We start from the raw sequence: 3959 nt of genomic DNA, 5'->3' as shown, positions 1-3959 counted from the left end.
GGATGCGGCGTGCCGCCTTATCCGGCCAGCGTCTGTTATTACCGGATACAGCGCCTGTAAACCTTATTCTTACTGTGATTGCAGCCTCATCGGTTGCAAAGCAACATCCTAAGCTTCCATAACACAAGCCATCCCGCTGCATATACGGTAAACTAAGTGCGATTTTGCATCAGGAAAGCGTCTATGAATCACTCCCTTAAAGCCTGGAACACCTTCGGTATCGATCAACAAGCTAATGTGCTTGTCTGTGCCGAAAATGAGCAACAACTACTAAATGCCTGGCAATCAGCCAATGCATCACATCATCCAGTGCTAATCCTGGGCGAAGGGAGTAACGTCCTGTTTCTTGATGCCTTCCATGGAACGGTGATCGTCAACCGTATCAAGGGAATAGCGATTACAGAACAACCTGATGCGTGGCATTTGCACGTAGGCGCTGGTGAAAACTGGCATCATCTGGTAGAGCATACGCTGCAGCAAAGCATGCCCGGACTGGAAAATCTGGCGCTGATCCCCGGCTGCGTGGGTTCATCGCCGATCCAGAATATTGGTGCCTATGGCGTAGAACTGCGGCGCGTCTGTGAATACGTGGACTGCGTAGAGCTTTCGACCGGCAAACATCTGCGCGTTAGCGCCGCAGAATGCCGATTTGGTTACCGTGACAGTATCTTCAAACATGAGTATCAGGATCGTTTTGCGATTGTAGCTGTTGGTCTGCGCTTACCTAAACAGTGGCAACCCGTTCTCACATACGGTGACCTGACGCGTCTTGATCCTGCCACGGTAACGCCTCGGCAGGTTTTTGATTCTGTTTGCCATATGCGCACCACAAAACTGCCCGATCCAAAAGTAAACGGGAATGCGGGGAGTTTCTTTAAAAACCCGGTTGTCACCGCGGATATTGCGCAGGAGCTCCTGGCGAAATTCCCGACTGCACCTCATTACCCGCAGGCTGATGGCTCTGTGAAACTGGCTGCTGGCTGGCTTATCGATCAATGTCAGCTAAAAGGCATGCGCATTGGCGGCGCAGCGGTACATCAGCAGCAGGCACTGGTGCTGATCAATGCAGGCCATGCTACGAGTCAGGATGTGGTGCAACTGGCGCATCACGTACGCCAAAAAGTCGGTGAGAAATTCAATGTCTGGCTTGAACCGGAAGTCCGGTTTATTGGCCCACTGGGTGAAGTGAATGCCGTGGAGATCGTTGCATGAAGGATAATACCGTCCCCCTGACGCTTATTTCATTATTAGCCGATGGCGAATTTCACTCTGGTGAGCAACTCGGTGAAAAGCTGGGAATGAGCCGTGCGGCAATCAATAAACATGTCCAGACGCTACGTGACTGGGGTGTTGATGTATTTACTGTCCCTGGTAAAGGATACAGCTTACCTGAACCTATCCAGCTATTAGATTCATCACTTATTTATTCTCAGCTGGATGGCGGGAATATAACGGTCCTGCCGGTTATCGACTCAACCAATCAGTACCTTATGGATCGAATTGGTCAACTGGAGTCAGGGGATGCCTGCGTAGCTGAGTATCAGCAGGCCGGTCGTGGTCGTCGTGGACGTAAATGGTTCTCTCCCTTTGGCGCCAATCTGTACCTTTCAATGTTCTGGCGACTGGAACAAGGACCGGCAGCCGCGATTGGCCTGAGCTTGGTGATTGGTATTGTCATGGCTGAGGTTTTACGCGATCTGGGCGCGGATAAAGTGCGTGTTAAATGGCCCAACGACCTCTATTTGCTCGACCGTAAACTGGCAGGGATCCTGGTTGAACTCACCGGAAAAACGGGCGATGCCGCACAGATTGTTATTGGGGCGGGTATAAACATGTCCATGCGTCGGGTTGAGGAGAATGTGGTTAATCAAGGCTGGATTAATCTGCAGGAAGCGGGTATTACCATTGACCGCAATACTCTGGCTGCCCGACTTATCCGCGAGCTGCGCGCTGCCCTGGTACTGTTTGAGCATGAGGGCCTGGCGCCGTATTTGTCCCGCTGGAGGGCGCTGGATAACTTTATCGACCGCCCTGTTAAACTCATTATTGGTGATAAAGAAATATTTGGCGTATCTCGTGGAATAGATGCGCAAGGTGCATTGCTACTCGAACAAAATGGCGTGATAAAACCCTGGATGGGTGGGGAAATATCGCTTAGAAGCGCTGAATAATAAGAAGGGGAGCTATGGCTCCCCTTTATTTTTTTATTTTCGTAATCTGACTTGCTCAACGGCATGATTAGCGCTTTTCGTCATGATTAAGCTGGCTCGCTCACGCGTTGGTAAAATATTCTGTTTTAAATTCAACCAGTTGATTTCTTTCCACAGCGATGTGGCCGTGTTGATTGCCTCGTCTTCCGACAATTTCGCATAGTTATGGAAATAAGAGTCTGGGTTGGTAAATGCCCCTTCGCGGAATTTCAGGAAGCGGTTGATATACCACGTCTGGAGTAATTCTTCTGGCGCATCCACATAAATAGAAAAGTCGACAAAGTCAGAAACAAATACATGATGTGGATCGTGAGGATAGTCCATCCCGCTTTGTAATACATTGAGCCCTTCGAGGATTAATATGTCGGGCTGGGCAACGGTTTTGTCGCCATCAGGGATCACATCATAAATCAGATGAGAATAGACCGGTGCCGTAACGTTGGGGACGCCAGACTTTAGATCGGAAACGAATTTAACCAGACGGTGCATATCATAGGACTGAGGAAAGCCTTTCTTCTTCATGAGCCCACGATCTTTCAACACCTGGTTAGGATGAAGAAAACCGTCAGTAGTGATCAGCTCAACCTTACGATGCTCGGGCCAGCGACTCAGTAACGCTTGCAACACACGTGCAGTCGTACTTTTGCCGACGGCGACGCTGCCAGCAATGCTAATAATATAAGGAATACGCTCGCCGTTGGTGCCTAAAAATTGCTCCAGCACAGCCTGACGCCGCAGGTTCGAACTGATGTAAAAATTTAGCAAACGCGATAATGGTAAATAAATCTCAGCAACTTCTTCCAGCGATAAGTCTTCGTTAATGCCTTTCAGACGAGCAATCTCTTCCTCGGTCAGAGTCATCGGCACGGAATCACGAAGCGCAGCCCACTGGTTGCGATCAAACTGTAGGTAAGGCGACGTTAACGCTTGCTCTTTTATACTCATACGCATGGTCTGGCTGTCATTGCTATATCAGGTCTGCGGTAAAAAACGAAATCATCCCCGGTACGCAATGGCACGCACATTTCAGTTAATTTGGACAATGGGCAGGAGGGTAACACCAGATGGGAGGGAATAATAAGAAAAAATCGTCCCCTGAAACGCAATGTGACGGCTATTCCAGATGTATAAAGATGCACTTTCTCTCTATTGATAACGGCATGCTGGAGCAAAATGCCTTCTGGGAGCGCGGCTGACGTTGGAAATTTGTTCAATTCGAAGAAGAAATAGATTATTTATCGGTCGTATAGCGCAAAATGTGAGCGATAGAACATTTTATGCAATTTTTTAGTTGCATGAGTGCGCATGTCTCCATAAAATGCGCGCTACTTGATGCCGACTTAGCTCAGTAGGTAGAGCAACTGACTTGTAATCAGTAGGTCACCAGTTCGATTCCGGTAGTCGGCACCATCAAGTCCGGTGGGGTTCCCGAGCGGCCAAAGGGAGCAGACTGTAAATCTGCCGTCACAGACTTCGAAGGTTCGAATCCTTCCCCCACCACCACTTTCTGGCAGCGTTATCGCCGCCTGAGTTGGTTAAAAAATTAATCAGCTCGAATAAAAAAGAGAGAAATCTCTTTTTTATTACAGAAAGAACTGGGTAGCCGAGTTTCAGGATGCGGGCATCGTATAATGGCTATTACCTCAGCCTTCCAAGCTGATGATGCGGGTTCGATTCCCGCTGCCCGCTCCAGACGTGCTGATATGGCTCAGTTGGTAGAGCGCACCCTTGGTAAGGGTGAGGTCCCCA

3 protein-coding genes, 3 tRNA genes and 1 pseudogene are annotated in these 3959 nt (G+C 49.1%); 5 read left to right on the top strand and 2 right to left on the bottom strand.

Going from position 1 to position 3959, the window contains the following annotated elements; translation table 11 throughout:
• The first annotated feature begins 183 nt into the window (after positions 1-183).
• Complete coding sequence (gene murB / locus FDW87_RS00565; protein ID WP_049271936.1) at positions 184-1212, top strand: UDP-N-acetylmuramate dehydrogenase; 1029 nt, start codon at positions 184-186, stop codon at positions 1210-1212.
• A complete protein-coding gene (birA, locus tag FDW87_RS00560; RefSeq protein WP_047498825.1) occupies positions 1209-2171 on the top strand; it encodes a bifunctional biotin--[acetyl-CoA-carboxylase] ligase/biotin operon repressor BirA in 963 nt (320 codons plus the stop codon). Before murB ends, birA begins: the two co-directional genes overlap by 4 nt.
• A gap of 33 nt (positions 2172-2204) precedes the next feature.
• Here birA and coaA read toward each other — a convergent pair whose 3' ends face one another.
• A complete protein-coding gene (gene coaA / locus FDW87_RS00555) occupies positions 2205-3155 on the bottom strand; it encodes a type I pantothenate kinase (protein WP_003031107.1) in 951 nt (316 codons plus the stop codon).
• A 289-nt stretch (positions 3156-3444) separates the two neighbouring features.
• A pseudogene (locus FDW87_RS21310) lies at positions 3445-3525 on the bottom strand (hypothetical protein); the annotation flags it as partial.
• 19 nt (positions 3526-3544) lie between these two features.
• Between FDW87_RS21310 and FDW87_RS00545 the strand changes: the two are divergent.
• From FDW87_RS00545 to FDW87_RS00535, 3 genes are all read left to right on the top strand, one after another.
• Positions 3545-3620: transfer RNA gene (locus FDW87_RS00545), tRNA-Thr, on the top strand.
• A gap of 8 nt (positions 3621-3628) precedes the next feature.
• A tRNA-Tyr gene (locus FDW87_RS00540) sits at positions 3629-3713 on the top strand.
• 114 nt (positions 3714-3827) lie between these two features.
• Positions 3828-3902, top strand: a tRNA-Gly gene (locus FDW87_RS00535).
• The last annotated feature ends 57 nt before the right edge of the window (positions 3903-3959 follow it).

It is taken from the genome of Citrobacter sp. wls826 (assembly GCF_005281245.1).
Classification (GTDB): Bacteria; Pseudomonadota; Gammaproteobacteria; order Enterobacterales; family Enterobacteriaceae; genus Citrobacter; species Citrobacter braakii.
The sequence above is the reverse complement of the archived record's forward strand: the minus strand, read 5'-3'. Positions and strand labels throughout refer to the sequence as shown.

Coding starts and splice junctions, on each gene's coding strand:
- murB (WP_049271936.1), top strand. CDS start 184: ATGAATCACTCCCTTAAAGCCTGGAACACCTTCGGTATCGATCAACAA.
- birA (WP_047498825.1), top strand. CDS start 1,209: ATGAAGGATAATACCGTCCCCCTGACGCTTATTTCATTATTAGCCGAT.
- coaA (WP_003031107.1), bottom strand. CDS start 3,155: ATGAGTATAAAAGAGCAAGCGTTAACGTCGCCTTACCTACAGTTTGAT.